Below are 18,836 nucleotides of genomic sequence, written 5' to 3'. Positions count from 1 at the left end.
TACTTCAAAAAAAGTACATCCCCTTTTCAAGACATTTCTTCGGCAAAAAAAGAACCTCCTTCCTGATTAGCCTGTGCACAAGCTAGTCGGAAGAAAGTTCTACTCATTTTATTATTCACATCTTATGTCATATATCCGTTATGTATTGGACAGCAGAGCCTGCCCAACACCCCTTACTGATTCAAGTCTGGACGATGACCCGTCACCAGATACACCGTGCTCTCACCAATGTTCGTCGCATGATCACCAATTCGTTCAATGTAACGTCCCACCATCATCAGCAACATGGCTTGGGAAGCCTGAGTCGAGTGCTCAATCATTAACGTATAGAGATCTCGAATCATATTGCTGTATAGCTGATCGACCTGATCATCTGTCTGAGCCATTTTATAGGCCAAATCCGTATTCTCCTTCAGATAGGACTCAATAGACTCATCAATCATGGACTTCACAATTTCTGCCATGCGTGGAATGTCTACAAGCGGTTTAATCAACTCTTGTCCTTCCATCCGAAGCGTTACTTTGGCCACGTCCAGAGCCAGATCCCCCATACGCTCCAAATCGCTGGAGATTTTGAATGCCACAATAATGCGCCTTAAATCTTTGGCTACGGGTTGCTGTGTGATGATCAGCTTCGAACCCAGCTCCATAATTTTGTCTTCAAGGGCATTGAGATTCGCATCATTTTTGATGATGACCTGGGCTTTCTCTGTATCTAGTGTCTGCAAACTGTCAATAGCACCGTCCAGTGCTTTTCCTACATGATCACCCATTTGTTTGAGCAGGGTGCGCAGCTCGTCCAGCTCCTGATCAAATTCTTTTCTGCGAATCATAGATTTCATGTCCTCCCTCTCCATCATCTCCGGGTATCCCGGGATCGTTCCTGTTCAGCTCGCCTTAACCGAACCTTCCGGATATATAATCCTCGGTCCGTGAATCTTGCGGTGTGGAGAATAACGTCTCCGTATCAGCTGCCTCCACCACTTCCCCATTCAGGAAGAATACAGTTCGTCCGGATACTCGCGCTGCTTGGTGCATGTTGTGAGTAACCATAACGATAGTATATTTATGATGCAGCTCTTTCACCAATTCCTCAATTTTAAGCGTCGAGATCGGGTCTAGAGCCGAAGTTGCTTCGTCCATCAGAAGCACATCCGGCTGTACAGCCAGTGCGCGTGCAATGCAGAGACGTTGCTGCTGTCCGCCAGACAAACTTAATGCTGATTTCTTCAGTACATCCTTTACTTCATCCCACAGTGCAGCATGAACCAGACTTTGCTCTACCAGTTGATCCAGCTCTGCCTTCTGGGTTACCCCGTGCAGCCGAGGCCCGTAAGCCACGTTATCATAGATTGATTTGGGAAAAGGATTGGGCTGTTGAAATACCATCCCTACCCGCTTGCGTAGCGTTTCAACTTCAATCTCATTGCTATAGATATTGGAACCGTTCAGCAGAACTTGTCCTTCCACACGAACCCCCGGAATCATGTCATTCATCCGGTTCAGTGTGCGAAGCAGTGTCGATTTACCGCAGCCTGACGGTCCAATAAATGCCGTAACCGTTTTCTCCGGTAGGTCCATCGATATATTTTTAAGCGCCTGATGCGTGTCATAGTATAAATTAAGTCCATCAATGTGAATGAGGTCTTTCATAGATGTTCACTTCTCCTTCGTTGCAGGAATCCTTCGATCCCCTTTACGTTCCGACCGTTGTCCATGTTATTATGCACTATCTTGGCCATCTATAATATCCTAACTCAATATTGTTAAAACAATACCACCTTCATGTTAACGGAATGTAAAAACACCCGAAGAAGACCTAAGCGGACAGATCAAGTCCAAGGTCTCCGTTGTGGGGCTTTACTGGCCTTTTTATTGCGCTGCGTGATTCGTTCCTACCTCGGGATCATCTGCAATCATTGCTTTCAGCTTCAACTGAATATTCTCCGCGACTCTGCCCGCTTCTCCACCTTCCGTAGCCATGTTTTCTACAATAGAGGACAGGCCATTGACTCCCTCGTTTAATTTTCTGAACGCAGCCGCTCCTTCTTGTACATGTATTGCACTGTCATTAATCTCCGTCCCACTTGCCTGAATGAGAGATACTGTCTGTTGAGTTAAGCTTTCGATCTCCTGAAGCAGAGTGGACATATTTCCAGCTACTTCACGTGTCTGCTTGGCAAGTGCGCGGATCTCCCCGGCAACAATCTGGAAGCCTCGCCCATATTCTCCGGCATGAGCAGCTTCAATCGATGCATTCAATGCCAGCAACTCACTCTGATCAGCAAGCGTTCGAATGGAACGTGCCATGTCTGCACCTGTTGTAATGGATTCGAGCATTTCACAGGCATGTTCCCTCTGAGTTCCCATATGCTCATGAACCTGGGAATAGGAAGATTCCACTTGCCGTAAACGACCTTCTCCGTCATTAGATAACTGGATCACCTGTTCAGCCTCTTGTGCAGTCTGATTCGCGGCTTGAACCAGCTTGGTTACAGCGGAATGTATTCGGGATATTTCCTGCCCACTCTCCATTACCGTCCGTATACGATCTGCTGAAGCTGCTTGCTGCAGCTTCTGAGAAAGAGACATCACATCACGTATGGTAAGCACACCACACAAGCGTTCTTCCTCCGTTACGAGCAGGCAGTCATAGAAGTGATCCTCATCCCGCCTCAGGGCAGCATCAATGATAGCAGCGGGTTCCATATGTATATCTACAATAACCGGTGACGCATCAACTGTTTTCACGATTGGTTTACGATAAAATAAGTCCGCAGCGAATCTTCCGTTTAATAAACGATATAACGTATCCCGCATCAACAATCCTGTAGGCCTCATCTGATCATCACATAGAACAATGCAAGGATGCTCTTTGCCATCATTCAACATGGCTGCAGCTTCTCCGCATGTCGTGTCTATTTTTGCTATAGGTACCTGACGACAATATTCCACGAGAGACACAGCATAATCTTTTTGAAAATTAACAATCGGTTTACCTGTCTGCTCACGATCCAACTCAGGCAAGACAGATGATTCGTTTTCTATTTGTAAATGATTAACCTGGCTCTCAGGTCTCTCCTCTAATAACATGGGCATATGTACTTATTCTCCTTTACGTGTTAACTCCGCCCTAAGGTGGGTTTATAGGTACAAAGTATCACTCGGACAACTTCATCCTAAACCCTAAAAATAAAGAAGAATCTCCCTTTGTGTAAAATGAGAGTAAAATAAAACTCCCCAACATTTAACTTGAATGATGGGGAGTTTTTCTTTTGACAACCAATTTATAACCTACACCACGAATCGAATCGATATGAACGGACTCGGGATCAAGCTCCAGCTTTTTACGTAATGAACTCACATGTACATCTACGGTCCGTTGGCCTCCAATATAATCAAAGCCCCAGACTGCATTCATCAGGTCATCCCGGGTCAGTACAACACCTGGTTTTTTGGCCAGATACAAGAGGACTTCGAACTCCTTTGGACGAAGGCTAATGGATTGGCCCCCCAAAGTAACTTCATATTTGAGCGGATAGATTTCAAGCTCTCCAAGAATAATGCGTGAGCCATCTTTGTCCTCCGATTGTGGCAGATCTTCACCGTTTGAATAACGTCTGAGTACCGCATCTACCCTTGCCAAAAGTTCGGATACACCAAAAGGTTTAGTAATGTAATCATCCGCACCGGATTTCAGCCCTTGCACTACCTCAGCTTCTCCGTTCTTGGCGGTAAGAATAATAACAGGTGTACTCACACCTTGAATTCGCAGTTTGTTCAGAATATCCAGACCATTCATGCCCGGAAGCATCAGATCCAGTAAAATTAAATCGAAATCCTGTGACAATGCCCGGTCATATCCTGCTGACCCATGGTCCTCTGCCGTTACGTCATATCCTTCCTGTGTCAGGTTGTACGTAAGTAATCTCGATAATGTCGGTTCATCTTCAATAACCAGCAAACGCTGTGCCATGATACCCCTTCTCTCTTCATAGGTTGTCTGTTGCCACAACACTTTTCCTATCATAGCATTGATTTGTTAACGCTGTGTAAAGCAAAATACTCATTTTACAAATTGCTCCTATACGCCTACATCTCTTCTTCTTGGATTAATGGCAGAATGACATGAAAGGTGCTCCCCATACCCAGTTCACTTTCAACAGATAATTTTCCGCGGTGTAATTCGACCAAGTGTTTTACAATGGACAGTCCGAGACCCGTGCCTCCGGAATTACGTGATCTCCCTTTGTCTACCCGGTAAAATCGTTCAAAAATTCGCGGCAAATCTTTCTTCGGTATGCCAATTCCTGTATCAGACACGGAGAAAATAACCTGTTCCTCCCCGCTCATCTGATCCATCTTCACTTGAAGTCTCACTCTTCCGCCCTCTGGTGTGTAGCTAATACCATTGGATAACAAATTAATGAAAATTTGCTTCATTTTGTCCTCATCTGCTTCAATATACAGCTCTTCTGGTACATTCATTTCTAGACGAATCTGCTTTTTCTCTGCAACCTTGGACAACGTGCCCATTACCATATCAAAGAAGGAATGCACATGCACCGGAGAACATTCCAGAGCTGCCCGTTTGGATTCAATCTTGGACAAATCCAGAATGTCTCCGATCAACCGGTTCAGCCTGTCCCCTTCATCATAAATAATCTGCAGAAAAGAACGTTCTGTCTCCTTATCCTGCACCCCACCGCTAAGAAGGGTTTCGGCGAATCCCTTGACTGCCGCTACCGGAGTTTTGAGCTCATGAGAGACGTTTGCAACAAATTCGCTACGCATCGACTCCAATCTGCGAATCGCTGTTACATCTTGAAGCAGGAAAATCATTCCGCGATACTCCCCGCTTTCTCCGGACATTGGCACGCCATCCAGTCGGATCAAACGTTCTTCGGGGTTAAATACACTGACTTCTTCATGCATACGTACTTGATTAGCTACACTCTCTTCAATCGTGTGTGTTAGCTCATAATGACGTTTCAATTCAGTATAAGGCTTACCTGTAAGCTTCGCTGCCTCGATACCAAGCATACGTTCTGCTTCCCGATTAACCAGAGCAATCGATTGCGCAGCATCGATCATCACAATTCCACCGGTCATATTAGCCAAGACACTTTGAAGCAGTGCTTCATTGTCTCGAATCGTTTGGAGTTGGGACTGCAAACTATCCGCCATTCCGTTAATTGCAAGGCCCAGTTGACCTATCTCGTCCTTACGTGTAACGTTCACTCTCGCATCGTAATCAAGCTTTGTAATTTGATGTGCGACTTTGGTAATATGTTCGATTGGTGATGTTAAGCTACGAGCAACCCGGTAACTGACAAATGCTACAATCAGGAAGAGTAGTCCCAGCGCCGCAAACATAATCACCCACCCGCGCTGTAGCCCTTGATCCACCGCTTGTAAACTCATGGACAGCCGTATATAACCATCGAATTTGCCGCTTGGCATCTCGATCATGTCACTGTGTTCCGAATTGACTGGCAGTGCCACATACAGCATATGCTGTCCCAACGTCTTACTGTATCGAATGGAACGGCCAAACGTTCCTTCAACAGCCGTGCGAATCTCTTCACGATTCAAATGATTATCCATCATTGCAGGATCACTCTCAGAATCACCAATCACGATACCGTCTTTATTAATAAAGGTTACCCTCGAGTCTGTCAGACGATCCAGTTCCACCGCCCGATCCGAGTAGTATTTTCGCGTCTCCACGGATGTCGGATTGGATGCATCATGAAATGGGAAGGTCGCTTTAAGTAAATTAATCTCACGCACCATCGTTTGTTCTAATGCATCAATATGGGTGGTTTTGAACACTCTTCCCATGGTATATCCGGCTACAATCACGGACACACCGATTAACACCATCATAATTAAAGCCAGGCGAATACGAAACGGTCTCATTTATCTCTTCCCTCTACTATATTTAAATTTGTTGAAAAGTAATAAGAATATATTCGTTCGTTCATTCATTCAACTCTGTCCGGTCACCGCGTGTTGTTGGATGTGAGATGACCAGAAATTCCACGTCTGCACTACTTCGGTTTTGCATCTGATGCGGCGCTCCAGGCGGGATTTCTATCCCTTCATGTGTCTCCAGCACATACGTCTCTCCATCCAGCTCCATACAAGCCTCACCACTGAGGACAAAAAAGAATTGGCGACTCTTTGTATGTATATGTCTTGTTTCTGTCGTACCTGCAGGCATTCGCTCATGAATCACACTAAGTGTCTCACCTTGTACTAGATGCCAGCCATCACACTGTGCTCCCCATATATAATGAGCTGCCTCTTGTTTGCTTATCTTCATATGAGATCCCCCTGACCGAGTGCGCTATCCGAATATGCTATCCGAATTATCATATCACATATAGTCAGATATCTTCCCATGTAATCAACAAAAGCATGGCTTCATCTCTACTCTTCCTTAATTGTAATTGATAGTCTTAAACTTAATTCATCCAAGGTCAGACCTTGTATAAAATATCATAGATGTATCAGCGCAGATACAGATTTTTGTAAATTGCTTTTTTACGCTACATCTCTCTGCTCTCCATTCTCTCTTTAGGAAGACAAAAAACAGGACGCCGATCCTATAGGCGTCCCGTCTTCCTAAATATTTTTAGCTAGCTTATTGTTGTACGTCCTGTAAGTGCACTTGTACAGATTAACCACTTATCCGTTAACGACTTCGCCACCGTTCACATGCATAACCTGTCCGCTAACATAAGAGGAATCGTCAGAAGCAAGATATACATAGGCAGGTGCCAGTTCATCCGGCTGACCTGGACGTTTCATCGGCTGAGTCGCTCCGAATTCACTCACTTTTTTCTCATCGAATGTCGAAGGAATCAACGGGGTCCAGATCGGGCCGGGAGCCACAGCATTTACACGGATACCCTTCTCTATCAAATTCATGGACAAAGAACGGGTAAATGAGGTAATTGCGCCTTTAGTAGACGAATAATCAAGCAACGTCGGGCTTCCTCGATAGGCCGTAATCGACGTCGTGTTAATGATCGTGCTACCTTGTTTCAGATGTGGTAATGCTGCCTGTGTGACATAAAACATACCAAAAATATTGGTACGGAATGTTTTTTCCAATTGCTCTGGTGTGATATCCTCCAGATTCTGCTGTGGATGCTGCTCAGCGGCATTATTAACAACGATGTCGAGTTTACCAAGCTCATCGATCGTCTGTTGCACACTCTTCTTGGCAAAGTTCACATCACCGATATCACCTGCAATAAGTATACACTTGCGTCCTTCTTGTTCCACCTGACGCTTCGTTTCCTTGGCATCCTCATGCTCGCTCAAGTATACAATCGCCACATCGGCGCCTTCCTTCGCATAGGTCACAGCGACAGCCCGTCCAATACCGCTGTCCCCTCCTGTAATCAGAGCTACCTTGTCCAGTAATTTGCCAGCAGCCTTGTACTGCGGTTTCTCAAATTCCGGTTTAGGAGTCATTTCAGATTCAATTCCTGGACGCTGGTCTTGATGTTGTGCAGGCATTGTTTTTTGATTCTGGGATGTAGTGCTAGACATTATACATTCTCCTTTCAAAATGAACAGATGGAATAGCAAGACTCCGACGTTATACAACGTCTTTCCTTGTCTTTCAATCAACAGTAGTCACATTCTGTAGGATGGCATGAACCGACCAGATTATTCTGGGCTGGGGGTAATGAGTATGAACCGTTTCTACTTATCTTTATTTACCACTTATATGGAAATGTAAACAAACACATCCACATATCTTTAAGAGGTCACCATTCAAAATGTATACATAAGTAAATGGTCGAACCCGTGTGAAAGCTAGTCGTAACCAGGGAATGTTATGTATTAAACAAAAAAACAACAGACAGCCCTTCAGGGCTGTCTATTTGGTCTCAATTATTTTGTACTGTAATATTAGGTTCAATTGCATTCCTATTGCTGGATTCGCCAGTGTTGAAGGCATACTCCAATGCTGAATATCCTCCGGTACTTCCTTATTCTTATTCACACTGCTTGTCCTGACTAGGTGCAAACGCTTCACCTTTAACGCAACGTACAGTCCAGAAAACAGCATGTTAGCTGCCTTAAATTTCTTAGAAAATTTGTCTGTCCACCATCAGGTACACCATGATGAGCAAGAAGACGGCAAGCAAGCTACTAAACATACGAATTTTACTTTGCTCTGGTGTAACATCCCGATTATTTTTCACACCTTCTGCTGCAAGGCGCAGCGGTTTACCCATAATTCCGCCAATAGCAGCAATGGCCAGAAGGTCTACAACCACTACAGCCATCCAGATGTGAGAATAATCTCCCTTGGTCATCAGATAACCACCAGTAAGAAGCTGGATAACAAGTGCATACTGCGCAATTCTGTTTAGCGAACGAAGTGACGCAAATGCTCCCTCCTGTGCTGGCAAACTCAATGTACGAATTTTACCAACCACGAATGGCAGGATCAGGTAAAATCCCATAGCCAGTGCTCCAACGATATGGAGCAGATACATAATCATTGTCAAAATTTTCATCCTCCTCATCTATTCATTGTGCGATATATCACACTTCATTATACTGGGGAACTTATCCAAAGAAAAGAAAACCTCCGCGTTTAGGGAGGTTTTCTTAATAATGTTGTTCAAAAAGTCTTCATAGTTAAATATTAACGATTGAAATGACATTACGTACCGAATCTGCAGACGTATCCAGCGCTGCTTTTTCTTCCGCAGTCAACTCCAGTTCGAAGATCTTCTCAATGCCGTTGCCACCCAAAATGGTTGGCACACCAAGGAACAAATCGTGATATCCATACTCACCTTCAAGATAAGCGATAACCGGAATAATACGTTTTTTGTCCTTCAAAATGGCCTCAGTCATCTGAACCAGTGAAGCTGCAGGTGCATAATAGGCACTGCCGTTGCCGAGCAGGTTTACAATCTCACCGCCGCCTACACGCGTCCGTTGCACAATTGCGTCAATACGATCTGGAGGGATCAAGGTATCGATTGGAATACCGCCTACACTTGAATAGCGAACAAGTGGTACCATATCGTCACCGTGACCTCCCAGCACAAAGCCGCGTACATCCTCTACGGACACGTTTAACTCCTGCGCAATAAATGTACAGTAGCGAGCAGTGTCAAGGACACCCGACTGACCAATTACACGATTTTTCGGAAAACCGAGGGTTTGGTAAGCCGCATAGGTCATAGCATCCACCGGGTTACTTAGAATAATGACAATAGAATCAGGGCAATATTTTTTCACATTTTCACACACGGACTTCACGATACCTGCGTTCGTATTCACCAGATCGTCACGGCTCATGCCCGGTTTGCGAGCAATTCCAGCAGTGATAATCACAATCTCCGAACCTGCAGTATCCTCATAGTTGGAAGTTCCCACGATATGACTGTCGAAACCTTGCACAGGGCTAGCCTCCAGCATATCGAGTGCTTTGCCCTTGGTCGGGTTCTCCAGTTGAGGAATATCAACCAGTACCACATCACCAAGTTCTTTCTGGGCAAGCATCAGTGCAGTTGTAGCACCGGTAAAACCGGCGCCAACGACTGTGATTTTTTTGCGCTGAATAGTCACGATTCACATCTCCCCTTACAGGTTTTTGTTACAGGTTTTTAATGATTTGATCAGCGAATTCGGAACATTTCACTTCAGTTGCTCCGTCCATCAGACGTGCGAAGTCATACGTTACGGTTTTATTGTTAATGGATGTTTCCATCCCTTTGTAAATCAGATTAGCCGCTTCTTGCCATCCCAAGTGCTCAAGCAACATTACGCCGGACAGGATTACGGAACCTGGGTTCACAACGTCTTTATCCGCATATTTCGGTGCAGTACCATGTGTTGCTTCGAAGATAGCATGTCCTGTTACATAGTTGATGTTCGCACCTGGTGCGATACCAATTCCGCCAACTTGCGCTGCAAGGGCATCGGACAGATAGTCACCGTTCAGGTTCAATGTTGCGATCACATCGAATTCAGCTGGACGAGTCAATACTTGTTGCAAAGCGATATCGGCAATCGCATCTTTTACGATGATTTTGCCAGCATCTTCAGCTGCTTTTTGAGCCGCATTTGCTGCATCTGTGCCATCTTTTTCTTTGATTACATCGTATTGCGCCCAAGTGAACACTTTGTCGCCAAATTCCTCTTCAGCCACTTCGTAACCCCAGTTTTTGAAGGCACCTTCGGTGAACTTCATGATGTTACCTTTGTGTACCAGTGTAACGCTCTTACGGTTGTGATCGATTGCGTATTGAACCGCAGCACGAACCAAACGTTTGGAACCTTCGGAAGATACCGGCTTAATTCCGATTCCGGACGTTTCAGGGAAACGAATTTTGTTAGCGCCCATTTCTTGTTGCAGGAACTGGATCACTTTTTTCACTTCTGCGGAACCTTCAGCGTACTCGATACCTGCATAGATATCCTCTGTGTTTTCACGGAAAATAACCATATCAACCAGCTCAGGACGTTTAACCGGGGAAGGTACACCGTTGAAATAACGTACAGGACGCAGGCAAGTGTACAGGTCAAGTTCTTGACGAAGTGCCACGTTCAGGGAACGGATACCACCGCCGATTGGCGTAGTCAGAGGTCCTTTGATTGCTACGATGTACTCACGAATTGCTTCGAGCGTATCATTCGGCAACCACTCACCGTATGTATTGAATGCTTTTTCACCAGCAAACACTTCATACCAAGCGATTTTTTTAGTGCCATTGTATGCTTTTTCTACCGCTGCATCCAGAACGCGTACTGAAGCTTTCCAGATGTCACGGCCTGTACCGTCACCTTCGATGAATGGAATGATTGGATTATTAGGTACTTGAAGTGTACCGTTATCAATTTGAATTTTTTCGCCTTCAGTTGGGAGTGCAAATTTTTCCAATTTCATAATTACAATTCCTCCTAAGTTTTGGTTTCACAGTATGAAGCATACCACATTTTTGCAGGAAGGAAGGGCTGTTATCACTCGGCAATACTGCCTCATATTTAACATGCCCCTCACCTCATCTATATGATTATACTGTTTTTGCTAGAGTTTAGCGAAGATCAATGGAAACGTACTTTTGATCCGCAGGACCAGTGTACTCGGCACGCGGACGAATAATGCGGTTGTCTGCCAGTTGCTCAAGGATATGAGCTGTCCAGCCAGACACACGACTGATCGCAAAGATCGGTGTAAACAACTCCTGATCAATCTTCAGTTGAGTGTATACCGATGCGGAATAAAAATCGACATTCGGTTTCAACCCTTTTTGACCTGTGACGATTTCTTCAATTTTCACGGACATGTCATACAAACGTGTATCATTGTTCATCTCACCAAGTTCTTTGGACATCTTCTGTAGATGTTTCGCACGTGGATCACCATTCTTGTAGACGCGGTGTCCAAAACCCATGATCTTTTCGCGGTTATTCAGTTTCTCCAGAATAGCTGCTTCCAAACGATCTGGTGTACCGATTTCATTCAGCATTTTCATCACCGCTTCGTTTGCACCACCGTGCAGCGGACCTTTAAGTGCACCAATCGCTGAAGTAACACCTGAATAAATATCAGACAGAGTAGCTACAGTTACCCGGGCAGCAAAAGTTGAAGCGTTAAGTTCGTGATCTGCATGCAGAACGAGGGCTTGGTCCAGAGCTTTCACCGCAGTTTCCGATGGCTCTTCACCTGTCATCATGTATAAGAAGTTTTCAGCGATGGAAGCGCCTTCTTTTGGTGACACAGGCTCCTGTCCCTTACGAATGCGGGAGATCGCCGCCACAATTGTTGGCAATTGTGCTTGTAACTTGACCGCTTTGTTCTCGTTCGCTTCCTCTGTCATCTCGTCTGCTTGGTCATCATACAGAGCTAGCGCAGACACTGCGGAACGAAGGGCTGCCATCGTGCTGATGTTTTTGGGATACAATTTAATTTGCGCGATCAACTCTTGTGGAATCGGCGCGTAATCGCTAAGACTTTTACGAAGTGACTTCAATTCATCTACTGTTGGCAACTTGCCAAACCAGAGCAGATAGGCAACTTCTTCAAAACTCGCATGTTCTGCCAAATCATCGATATTGTATCCACGGTATGTAAGTACACCGTCCACAATAGAGCTGATCGAAGAGGTTGTTGCAACGATGCCTTCCAGACCTTTGGTAGCTGTCATATTACATCTCTCCTTTAATAAGCGAAATCAGGAATCATTCAAAGTCATATCAGTGCCGAAATGCACCTAACCTCTTTTTGTAAACCGTTTCATTTTGAAAATGGCCTAAGTCGACAAAATTCGGTTTTCGTATCTGTCAATCGGTATTTACTTATAACATCATACTGGATTTTGTCGTTTATGTGAACACGATGAGAGTTCATTCACACATCAAACATATTTATCAGACCGATAAAGCATTTTTGAAAACCTTTACAAAAACATGGTTGACATTTAATGTGTATTACACAATTCAGGGTAACCATAAATGATCGCTCTAATTTATCAACCTCAGGCATACTCTAGCTAGATGATGCGAACCACGCTGTGGCCTGGCACGCCGTATCAAGTATACTCCTTTACGTTTCAAAAGCTTTTAATTGCTCTATATTAATTAAGATAAGCTCTTGAATAAAGGAGAGTTGATATTTGGATAGAATCATCCTTAAACGTCTGCTTCGGGGTCTGTGGGTTATGATCTGTGCCATTCTGATTACTGTTGCGATATATCTGCTGTTTCCGCTGTTGTACCCATTTGTGATTGCCTGGATCATCGCTTATGCGATGAATCCTCTCGTGAAACTGTTGCAAAACAGACTCCGTTTTCCGCGCTGGCTGGCAGTGACCTTGTCCCTCATATTATATTTTGGCGCAATTGTAGTCATCTTGTCTGCGGCCGTCACCCGCATGGTGAAGGAAGTCATTTCACTGACAACCAGCTTTGATCTGCATGTCGATGAAATCAAAGAAACATTCGTACGCTGGACGCAGAACGATACGATTCAGAGTCTGATCACACAGATTAATGATTTTTACAAAGAAAATCCTAATTATCAGGAAACCATCAACAGCAACATTAGTAAAACAACCGAAACTGTAGGAACGGCTGTAACTGACCTTGTAACAGGGTTTTTCAATTTTATTCTGAATTTTCTGACTTCACTGCCCAATATGGGGGCTGTTCTAATAGTCGTGTTGCTATCTACCTTTTTCATTAGCAAAGGCTGGACGCGTCACAGCATCACGGTCTCTGGCTGGGTTCCTTCCTCAGTTCGCAAGCCGATCTCTGACATATGGAATGATCTCAAGAAAGCTCTGTTCGGTTATGTACGGGCGCAGCTGATCATGATCTCGATAACTGCTCTGTTCGTGATGATCGGATTATTGATTCTTCAAGTCAAATCAGCCTTTACAATCGCTCTAATCATCGGGCTTGTCGACCTGCTCCCTTACCTCGGTGTCGGTCTGGTTATGGTTCCTTGGGCAGCGTATTTATTCATGAATGGAGATCTCTATCTGGGTATCGGCATTAGTGTCATTTATCTCATCTTACTTGTCGCTCGTCAGATTATTGAACCAAAAGTACTTGCGAGCAGCGTAGGGCTCGACCCTCTCGCTACCTTGGTTGGTATGTTCGTTGGTTTGAAACTGTTTGGAGTACTTGGACTCATTATCGGTCCGGTCAGTCTCGTTATTCTTGATGCCTTTAATCGGGCTAATGTACTACGTGACTTGAGGACATATATAATCAACGGAAGAGTCCGATGAGTGTTGAAACACCGAGTTCTTCCGTTGTTTGAACCAGTAATGAGTCGGGTCTTCATTCTTCTCATTTTGTTCTTGCGTTTTATTTCTCCACACAAAAGCTCCGTTCAAGCAGGATAGTCTGCAGAACGGAGCTTTTGTGTGAAGTTATATGTTCTTTATTTCGGACGGCGATAAAATGTAATGCTGCCGTTTCTCATTTTTTTCTCTAGCCAGCCTAAGAAAAACAATCGATATACCGGACGTGTTAACGGGAATACAAGCGTAAAACCGATCAGGTCGGTTACGAAACCAGGTATTAAGAGAAGAAAACCACCGACAAAAACAAAAAGACCATCAACCATTTTCCGCCCAGGTACTTTACCGCGTTCCATTTCCTGCTTGGCATCCAGTAACACTTTTCGCCCTTCGAATTGCAACATGGCTATACCAATTAAGGACGTGAGAATCATGAGAAGCAAGGTTTTTCCAGCCCCGATCCGGTCACTTATCAAAATGAAACCGAACAACTCGATAACTGGAATGATTAATAGTAAAGCCCACATCCATTTCCGCATTGATCTGTTACTCCTTTCCTGAAAGCCACACCTTTTCAAGTATGTCGTATAGTTCAGAGGCTGTCTTATCCAGTCTGACCGGCTTCCAGTCTGCATTCACCCATACATGCTGGGTAGAGCCTGTTACCAATCGTTCACCAGGGAGTGATTCGTCTTGTGTCCACAACTGTTTTTCCATCCCAAGTGAAACTTCAGGTGCTTCAAACATGCGTCGTATGTCGTACTCGTAACTCAGACGTAGACCGCTGAAAGCAGTGATTCGAGTAAAGACCATAATCTCATCATCGTACCTTGCCGGTTTGTGATACTTCACATCCAGACCAGTTACAGGAAGAAGCAGTCCCTGCTCTTCCATTTTACGATATGTATACCCCATTTGGCGAATCATCTCAGTACGTCCGATCTCAAACCAGTTTAGGTAGTTTGCATGATAAACGACACCCATCTGGTCACTCTCCTGATAACGCACACGAAGACAAGCTGTGTACCAGTTACTATTACCCTCTTTTTGCATGTACTTCCCTCCTTGGCTTTACCAATGATACGCAATCAATGACGTAAATGTGTCATGAAGATGGAAAAAAAAGCAACGGGTTCATAAAGCCCCATTGCTTTTTTCCTGTTACTTTCTAAATGGTCCACCTAGATTAAGCCTTGTTAGGGATCTGGCTAACCTTAATCAAGTTCGTAGAACCGGAACGGCCCAGAGGGATACCGGCTGTAATCACAACCAAATCTCCTTCTTTAACCAGACCCGTTTTGATGCCGCCTTCAATGGCATTCTCGAACAAAGCATCCGTAGAATCAACCAATCTGCCTTTGACTGGAGTTACACCCCATGCCAGAGCCAGACGACGGGATGTTCTGTCTTCAGTCGTCACTGCGATGATTGGAGCTTCTGGACGGTACTTGGAGACCATGCGTGCTGTATGTCCGGATTCCGTGGATGTGATGATCGCTTTCGCGTTCAAATCTTGAGCGGACAGAGCAACAGATTGACTGATTGCTTCAGTAACCGTAGTTTGTTGTGCAACACGTTGTTTCAGATACAGTTCTTGGTAAGGCAGAGCAGATTCTGCTTTTTCTGCGATACGGGACATCGTCAGCACGGACTCTACTGGATATTTACCAGCTGCAGTCTCACCAGACAACATGATTGCATCTGTACCATCAAAGATTGCGTTTGCTACGTCACTGGCTTCCGCACGAGTCGGACGCGGGTTACGCTGCATAGAATCCAACATTTGAGTAGCTGTGATAACTGGTTTACCAGCAACATTACATTTTTCAATCATGCGTTTTTGTACCAGTGGTACTTCTTCTGCAGGAATCTCTACACCAAGGTCTCCACGAGCAACCATCAGGCCGTCAGACACTTCAAGAATTTCGTCCAGGTTGTCCACACCTTGCTGGTTTTCGATTTTGGAGATGATTTGGATGTGACCTGCATTATGTTTCTCCAGCAATTCACGAATTTCAAGCACGTCGCTTGCTTTACGTACGAAAGAAGCTGCGATGAAGTCTACACCTTGCTCGATACCAAACACGATATCGTTAGCGTCTTTTTCAGTGATACCTGGCAGGGAGATCGCAACACCTGGAACGTTAACACCTTTTTTGCTTTTGATCGTACCACCGTTAACGATGCGGCATTTGATCTCAGTGCCCTGTACTTCCACCACAGTTAGTCCGATCAGACCGTCGTCGATCAGAATTGTAGATCCTACTTGCACATCTTTAGGAAGATCAGCATACGTAATGGAAAGACGATCTTTGGTTCCCAGAATTTCTTCTGTAGTCAAAGTGATGTACTCGTCCTGAACCAGTTCAATCGGTTCCACTTCGAGTTTACCTGTCCGAATTTCCGGTCCTTTGGTGTCCAGCAGGATTGCTACGGTTTTGTTCAGCTCTTCACATGCTTGGCGAATCGCTTTGATTCGTCCGCCGTGCTCATCGAAATCACCGTGGGAGAAGTTCAGACGGGCTACGTTCATGCCTGCCATAATCAGTTTCTTGGTATTCTCCAGGGATTCACTGGATGGACCAATCGTACATACAATTTTCGTTTTGCGCATTTTGGGTTTCCTCCGATTTTAAAGGTCTAACTTTATATCTCTATTTTTCTTTTTCCAACTACTTAATTTACTATACTTTTGATCATTTGTATAGGAAATTCGTCACACATTTCTGCATTTCCCGACATTTTTCTCGTTATCGTTGTTTAAAGTGGCTGTTCCGAAGCTTCGACCTGAACGGATTCTGGCTCTGCTTTTGGCGCCGATACTTCTTCTACAGGTTCTGAATCCGTCATTGGTGCTTCGAATGTCACTGATCCGATCTTACGGAACTTTTCATAACGGTCTTGCTTAAGCTGATCCGCGCTCCACCCTTTCATCTCATGCAAATGACGAATCAGAGCTTCGGAAATCGCTGCCGCAGCTTCATTATAATCCCGGTGAGCTCCACCACGCGGTTCAGGAATGATCTCTTCAATCACTTCCATCTCCAACAGATCTTTTGCCGTAATTTTCATCGCTTCAGCCGCTTGATCCGCCTTGGATGCATCTTTCCAAAGAATTGAAGCGGCACCGTTAGGAGAGATCGCCGAGTAGATGGCATGCTCAAGCATAAGCACACGATTACCTACAGCCATAGCCAGTGCACCACCACTTCCACCTTCACCGATAACAACAACAATGACAGGAACCGAGAGTTTAGCCATTTCCAACAGGTTACGAGCAATCGCTTCCGATTGACCTCTCTCTTCTGCAGTATTACCCGGATACGCTCCTTTAGTATCAATAAACGTAATTATTGGGCGGCCAAATTTATCAGCCTGCTTCATCAAACGCAATCCTTTACGGAACCCTTCGGGGTGAGCACTCCCAAAAAAACGAGCGATGTTATCCTTAGTATCCTTCCCGCGCTGTTGTCCGATAACCGTTACCGTTTGTCCATTCAACTTAGCAAGTCCACCCACAACAGCAAGATCATCGCCAAACATACGATCACCATGCAGTTCGATGAAGTCTGTAAAAATTAGCTCAATCAAATCCAGCGCTGTAGGCCGTTGCTGGTGACGAGCCAGATGCATCTTCTGAGCTGCCGTAATGCCGGTGTAAATCTCTTCTTCCAGTCTATGATACCGTTCTTCCAGACGGGCAATCTCTTCGGTGAAGTCAATTCCCTTTTCTTGTCCGAACTGAACGAGTTCCTCAATTTTTTTGCGCATCTCAATTAGAGGCGCTTCATATGGCAAACTCCCCGCCATCTAGACCCCTCCCTTTTCACTATGCATATCGAGAAGCTTGCCAAGGGTTGCCCGAAGTTCTTTCCGGTGAACAACCATATCCAGCTGACCATGCTGAAGGTTGAATTCTGCGGTCTGGAAATCATCAGGCAACTTCTGACGGATTGTTTGCTCAATAACAATTCTCCCTGCAAAACCAAAAACAGCACCAGGCTCAGCGATATTAATATCGCCCAGACTCGCGAAACTAGCCGATACGCCTCCTGTTGTCGGGTCGGTGATCACAGAGATATATAATCCACCTTGCTCGTCCAACCGAGCTAAAGCTGCACTTGTCTTGGCCATTTGCATCAGGCTCAGAATGCTCTCCTGCATCCGTGCACCACCTGAAGTCGAAAAGATAATCAAAGGTAGTTTCTTCTCAATGGCATGTTCAACCGCACGAGTAATTTTTTCCCCTACAACGGAACCCATACTACCTGTGAAGAAATCAAAGCTCATTACAGCGACTACAACAGGCAGCCCTTCAATGGTGCCTTCTCCGGTAATAACCGCTTCCTTCAGACCTGATTTCAGTCGCTGCTGCTCTAGCTTGCTACTATATCCCGGAAAGCCAAGAGGATCAACCGAAACCATATCGGCATCATGCTCAACAAAACCTTCTTCATCCAGCACCATCGCAATACGCTCCATGGCGTTGAGGCGCATATGGTAGCCACAAGCAGGACATACTTTCAGGTTTTTCTCTAATTCCTTGCTATATTGAATCGTGCCACACTTACTGCACTTGTTCATAAGTCCTTCAGGTATTTCTCGTTTTGGACGCTCTACTGCTTCCTGACGCTCACCTGGAATTGCACGCTCGGAAGGTATGGTAGCGTACTTCCGTTTCTTCTGGAATATATCTTTGAACACAACTACACCTCTCCAGCCATTGATTTGATGGCCGCAGTCTGCTGTCCACTGTGAAATCCAGCTGGATCTGCATGCTGCGGTGAACCGTTTACGATAATAACTTATGCAATGCCGTAGACCTTGTCCAGCATTCATAACTAAACATCCACTGAGGATTAGGGAAGAATCAGGTCTACTGCTCGAATAATATTAACTGCGATAACCGTTTAACAAAAAAAGAAGGAAGGACAGCAGCACATACACATGCAAGTCGATTCCTCTCTCCGCTTACGCGGTTAGTCCCTTATGTACCCATGGTACTTTTTTGTCATCCGCCAAGGCACTTCAATATCAGTG

The 18,836-nt window shown here is 45.0% G+C and carries 17 protein-coding genes; 1 reads left to right on the top strand and 16 read right to left on the bottom strand.

Annotation, left to right across the window (positions count from 1 at the left end; genetic code table 11):
- Positions 1 to 173 precede the first annotated feature (173 nt).
- The 11 genes from phoU to citZ all read right to left on the bottom strand — a co-directional run bounded on the left by phoU (position 174) and on the right by citZ (position 12,194).
- Positions 174 to 833, bottom strand: a complete 660-nt coding sequence (phoU, locus tag PQG66_RS01565; protein ID WP_272034381.1) for a phosphate signaling complex protein PhoU — start codon at positions 831 to 833, stop codon at positions 174 to 176.
- 64 nt (positions 834 to 897) lie between these two features.
- Entirely contained in the window at positions 898 to 1,653 is a 756-nt protein-coding gene (pstB, locus tag PQG66_RS01560; protein WP_272034379.1) for a phosphate ABC transporter ATP-binding protein PstB, read from the bottom strand.
- Positions 1,654 to 1,872: 219 nt separating this feature from the next.
- The gene (locus PQG66_RS01555; protein WP_272034377.1) at positions 1,873 to 3,099 is read right to left on the bottom strand and encodes a methyl-accepting chemotaxis protein; all 1,227 of its coding nucleotides are present in this window, start codon (positions 3,097 to 3,099) and stop codon (positions 1,873 to 1,875) included.
- 148 nt (positions 3,100 to 3,247) lie between these two features.
- Positions 3,248 to 3,976, bottom strand: coding sequence for a response regulator transcription factor (locus PQG66_RS01550; RefSeq protein ID WP_272034375.1), 729 nt, complete (start codon positions 3,974 to 3,976; stop codon positions 3,248 to 3,250).
- 116 nt (positions 3,977 to 4,092) lie between these two features.
- Positions 4,093 to 5,922, bottom strand: a complete 1,830-nt coding sequence (gene pnpS, locus PQG66_RS01545; protein ID WP_272034373.1) for a two-component system histidine kinase PnpS — start codon at positions 5,920 to 5,922, stop codon at positions 4,093 to 4,095.
- A gap of 61 nt (positions 5,923 to 5,983) precedes the next feature.
- Entirely contained in the window at positions 5,984 to 6,328 is a 345-nt protein-coding gene (locus PQG66_RS01540) for a cupin domain-containing protein (protein ID WP_272034371.1), read from the bottom strand.
- Between the two features lie 365 nt (positions 6,329 to 6,693).
- Positions 6,694 to 7,566, bottom strand: coding sequence for an SDR family oxidoreductase (locus PQG66_RS01535; RefSeq protein ID WP_272034368.1), 873 nt, complete (start codon positions 7,564 to 7,566; stop codon positions 6,694 to 6,696).
- Positions 7,567 to 8,111: 545 nt separating this feature from the next.
- Positions 8,112 to 8,537 carry a hypothetical protein gene (locus tag PQG66_RS01530; RefSeq protein WP_272034366.1) on the bottom strand — a complete coding sequence of 142 codons (426 nt, stop codon included), beginning with the start codon at positions 8,535 to 8,537 and terminating at the stop codon, positions 8,112 to 8,114.
- Between the two features lie 133 nt (positions 8,538 to 8,670).
- Entirely contained in the window at positions 8,671 to 9,612 is a 942-nt protein-coding gene (gene mdh / locus PQG66_RS01525) for a malate dehydrogenase (RefSeq protein WP_272034364.1), read from the bottom strand.
- A gap of 28 nt (positions 9,613 to 9,640) precedes the next feature.
- Complete coding sequence (gene icd / locus PQG66_RS01520) at positions 9,641 to 10,933, bottom strand: NADP-dependent isocitrate dehydrogenase (RefSeq protein ID WP_272034362.1); 1,293 nt, start codon at positions 10,931 to 10,933, stop codon at positions 9,641 to 9,643.
- A gap of 148 nt (positions 10,934 to 11,081) precedes the next feature.
- Positions 11,082 to 12,194, bottom strand: coding sequence for a citrate synthase (gene citZ / locus PQG66_RS01515; protein ID WP_272034360.1), 1,113 nt, complete (start codon positions 12,192 to 12,194; stop codon positions 11,082 to 11,084).
- 468 nt (positions 12,195 to 12,662) lie between these two features.
- Here citZ and ytvI point away from each other — a divergent pair, with 468 nt between their 5' ends.
- A complete protein-coding gene (ytvI, locus tag PQG66_RS01510) occupies positions 12,663 to 13,781 on the top strand; it encodes a sporulation integral membrane protein YtvI (protein WP_272034358.1) in 1,119 nt (372 codons plus the stop codon).
- Positions 13,782 to 13,936: 155 nt separating this feature from the next.
- Here ytvI and PQG66_RS01505 read toward each other — a convergent pair whose 3' ends face one another.
- From PQG66_RS01505 to accD, 5 genes are all read right to left on the bottom strand, one after another.
- The gene (locus PQG66_RS01505) at positions 13,937 to 14,335 is read right to left on the bottom strand and encodes an FxsA family protein (RefSeq protein ID WP_272034356.1); all 399 of its coding nucleotides are present in this window, start codon (positions 14,333 to 14,335) and stop codon (positions 13,937 to 13,939) included.
- Between the two features lie 7 nt (positions 14,336 to 14,342).
- Positions 14,343 to 14,849: an acyl-CoA thioesterase gene (locus PQG66_RS01500; RefSeq protein WP_272034354.1), complete on the bottom strand. Its 507-nt coding sequence runs from the start codon at positions 14,847 to 14,849 to the stop codon at positions 14,343 to 14,345.
- A 133-nt stretch (positions 14,850 to 14,982) separates the two neighbouring features.
- Positions 14,983 to 16,410, bottom strand: a complete 1,428-nt coding sequence (gene pyk, locus PQG66_RS01495) for a pyruvate kinase (protein ID WP_272034352.1) — start codon at positions 16,408 to 16,410, stop codon at positions 14,983 to 14,985.
- A 146-nt stretch (positions 16,411 to 16,556) separates the two neighbouring features.
- Complete coding sequence (locus tag PQG66_RS01490; protein ID WP_272034350.1) at positions 16,557 to 17,606, bottom strand: acetyl-CoA carboxylase carboxyltransferase subunit alpha; 1,050 nt, start codon at positions 17,604 to 17,606, stop codon at positions 16,557 to 16,559.
- Positions 17,607 to 18,500: an acetyl-CoA carboxylase, carboxyltransferase subunit beta gene (accD, locus tag PQG66_RS01485; protein WP_272036400.1), complete on the bottom strand. Its 894-nt coding sequence runs from the start codon at positions 18,498 to 18,500 to the stop codon at positions 17,607 to 17,609.
- Between the last annotated feature and the right edge of the window lie 336 nt (positions 18,501 to 18,836).

Origin of the sequence: Paenibacillus sp. JJ-100, assembly GCF_948329825.1 — a bacterium.
Lineage (GTDB): Bacteria > Bacillota > Bacilli > Paenibacillales > Paenibacillaceae > Paenibacillus.
This window is presented reverse-complemented; position numbering and strand designations above follow the sequence as displayed.

Bases quoted from the DNA above. Each gene is read 5' to 3' on its own strand.
- phoU (WP_272034381.1), bottom strand. From the start codon at position 833: ATGATTCGCAGAAAAGAATTTGATCAGGAGCTGGACGAGCTGCGCACC.
- pstB (WP_272034379.1), bottom strand. From the start codon at position 1,653: ATGAAAGACCTCATTCACATTGATGGACTTAATTTATACTATGACACG.
- PQG66_RS01555 (WP_272034377.1), bottom strand. From the start codon at position 3,099: ATGCCCATGTTATTAGAGGAGAGACCTGAGAGCCAGGTTAATCATTTA.
- PQG66_RS01550 (WP_272034375.1), bottom strand. From the start codon at position 3,976: ATGGCACAGCGTTTGCTGGTTATTGAAGATGAACCGACATTATCGAGA.
- pnpS (WP_272034373.1), bottom strand. From the start codon at position 5,922: ATGAGACCGTTTCGTATTCGCCTGGCTTTAATTATGATGGTGTTAATC.
- PQG66_RS01540 (WP_272034371.1), bottom strand. From the start codon at position 6,328: ATGAAGATAAGCAAACAAGAGGCAGCTCATTATATATGGGGAGCACAG.
- PQG66_RS01535 (WP_272034368.1), bottom strand. From the start codon at position 7,566: ATGTCTAGCACTACATCCCAGAATCAAAAAACAATGCCTGCACAACAT.
- icd (WP_272034362.1), bottom strand. From the start codon at position 10,933: ATGAAATTGGAAAAATTTGCACTCCCAACTGAAGGCGAAAAAATTCAA.
- citZ (WP_272034360.1), bottom strand. From the start codon at position 12,194: ATGACAGCTACCAAAGGTCTGGAAGGCATCGTTGCAACAACCTCTTCG.
- PQG66_RS01505 (WP_272034356.1), bottom strand. From the start codon at position 14,335: ATGCGGAAATGGATGTGGGCTTTACTATTAATCATTCCAGTTATCGAG.
- PQG66_RS01500 (WP_272034354.1), bottom strand. From the start codon at position 14,849: ATGCAAAAAGAGGGTAATAGTAACTGGTACACAGCTTGTCTTCGTGTG.
- pyk (WP_272034352.1), bottom strand. From the start codon at position 16,410: ATGCGCAAAACGAAAATTGTATGTACGATTGGTCCATCCAGTGAATCC.
- PQG66_RS01490 (WP_272034350.1), bottom strand. From the start codon at position 17,606: ATGGCGGGGAGTTTGCCATATGAAGCGCCTCTAATTGAGATGCGCAAA.